Annotated in this window: 2 protein-coding genes and 1 pseudogene; 1 reads left to right on the top strand and 2 read right to left on the bottom strand. The window is 53.4% G+C overall.

Annotation, left to right across the window (positions count from 1 at the left end):
• On the top strand, positions 1–306 hold a 306-nt coding region (locus tag BG842_RS24595), incomplete at its 5' end, for an HAD family hydrolase (RefSeq protein WP_139136258.1).
• Positions 307–321: 15 nt separating this feature from the next.
• Here BG842_RS24595 and BG842_RS24590 read toward each other — a convergent pair.
• Both BG842_RS24590 and BG842_RS24585 read right to left on the bottom strand, forming a co-directional pair.
• Positions 322–561: pseudogene (locus BG842_RS24590) on the bottom strand (acyl-CoA dehydrogenase family protein); the annotation flags it as partial.
• Between the two features lie 101 nt (positions 562–662).
• Positions 663–1,196: a sugar-specific transcriptional regulator TrmB gene (locus BG842_RS24585; RefSeq protein ID WP_175424224.1), complete on the bottom strand. Its 534-nt coding sequence runs from the start codon at positions 1,194–1,196 to the stop codon at positions 663–665.
• Between the last annotated feature and the right edge of the window lie 883 nt (positions 1,197–2,079).

The following is a 2,079-nucleotide window of genomic DNA, read 5'->3' as shown; positions in this document are numbered from 1 at the left end:
CGAATTCTGGAGACGTTCGGCGTGAGAGATCGGTTCGATTCCATCACGACGTCCGAGATGGTCGGACGAACCAAACCCGACCCGCGGATGTTCGAGACGGCCCTCCGAGCGGCGGACGTGCCGCCGAGCGACGCGGCAATGATAGGAGACCGCTACGAGCACGACGTCGCCGGTGCATCCGCGGTGGGAATGACGGCCATCGGGTACGGTGCCGAGGAGGGGCCCGAGACGGACTACGCCATCGACGACCTTCGAGAAGTGCTCTCGATAGTCGGCGTAGAAGACGAGGGGACGAGCGAAAACTGAGTCGGTCGCGCCGAACTACTCGGCGTCGTACCGGGTCAGGTGTTCGACTTCGCTCGGGTCGAGGTCGGAAAAGGCGTCCCTGGCGATGACGCGCTTGTGCACCTCGTCTGCGCCGTCCACGATGCGGAACTGCCGGACGTTCTCGTAGAAATCCGCGAGCGGCAGGTCCTTGCCGATACCGTTCCCGCCGCAAATCTGGATGGCCGCGTCGATGGCGTCTTGTACGACGTTCGCGGCGTACACCTTGCTCATCGCCTCGACTTGCTGTGTGGCGATGAGCCTGGTCTGTAGAAACTCAAGGATTGGTCGGTCGATGGGTGCTGGACTGCTCCCATCACCAGTTGGTGGTACCATTGCTATCCAGACACTTGTTCGTGGTCGGCGGTACCCGCACGTTGCTGGCGTGCTCGTTCATAGCGTGTTCTCTCTTCGCGAGCAGTCATCCAGTCGCCGAGATCACTGTACACGTCATCAATCGACATGTCGACACTCGTCTCGACAACGGCGAGTGCATCAACGTCTGCCGGGGTCGCGGCAGCATACTCGTCTTCGTAACTTTTGATCGTTGTCGTCAACGTACGCACGCGCTGTTGAAGCTCCTCAAGCGAATGACGTGCCGCGAGCTGATTGATGCGTCGCCACTCGAAATAGGCGTCATTGCGCTCGTAGGTGGCTGGATGCCCGTCGTGTTGGGTGACGATCCCGAGATCTGCGAACCACTGGAGGTATTTCCGGGCAGTCTTTGGGTCACAGTCAGTCCGATTTGCGATTGCACTCGCCGCTACTGGCTCGCGTATCTGGAGGATCGTTCCATAGATTTGTTGTTCGACGTCGTCGCCGCTGAACGCGTCCTCGAAGGGAGGTGGTCCGTCGGTGGGTGAATTAGCCATACTGATTGTTCGAGCTGGCAGGATATAGTTCTTACCTTGAGGAACTATTTCCCTTCTACTCGAGATTGCAATTTTTCACGGGTGTGCCAGAGCGGTACTCCGAACACTAGCTCTTGGTGGTGAGAGACCGGTCATTTCGCATGCCACTCAATCCTTATTCACGCCTCAGTCGATTCCCCTCTCGAGACGTACTATTTGCATTCTAACTATGACTTTTTCTTGATAAAATGAGGATAAGAGATCGCAATCTCATGCTGCTCACGAGATGGGTGCCTCTCGATTCACTCTCTCGTAACATCCGTTGATCGACCAACAGTAGATACGCGTCCTCTTCTCAAAATATCCGAATTCTGAAAAATACGTCTGAGAGAAAACAGCGGTCACTATCACATCAGTACCATCCGCCGTGTGACTGCTCATTGTTCTTCTGTACTGTCGCACGCCATTCCATTTTCAGCGTCCAGAGTGCTCGGCTCACCTCTTCTAGATTACTGATAATTCGGCATTTACTCTGATTGCTTGTTTCCCTTTCTTTTCCCTGGTCGCGCATGTCCGTTCGTTCTTCGTACCCCCCTCTTTCTTTGGACGATTTTGGAGGTACGCAAAGCCTTGATACTAGTGGAGAAGTCATACAAACTGGATTAAGCTGTTCTAAGGGCGTAAAATCGTGTTTGCAAATTAAAATCGAACCGCAAAATGATAAATGTAGCGTTTGAGAGTCTCTACGTGCCAAAATCAGCACATCGGGTCTGAAGGATATTCATGTTCGATATGCTATATGAAATGTATCACGGATTCTATATGAAAAATACAGGGTCAAAACCGCTGAAACCGTTATCATATCGAGGTAGAGCCGCTAAATCGTGTTTGCAAAAACTGGGTT

This window comes from Haladaptatus sp. W1 (genome assembly GCF_001723155.1).
Lineage (GTDB): Archaea > Halobacteriota > Halobacteria > Halobacteriales > Haladaptataceae > Haladaptatus > Haladaptatus paucihalophilus.
The sequence above is the reverse complement of the archived record's forward strand: the minus strand, read 5'-3'. Positions and strand labels throughout refer to the sequence as shown.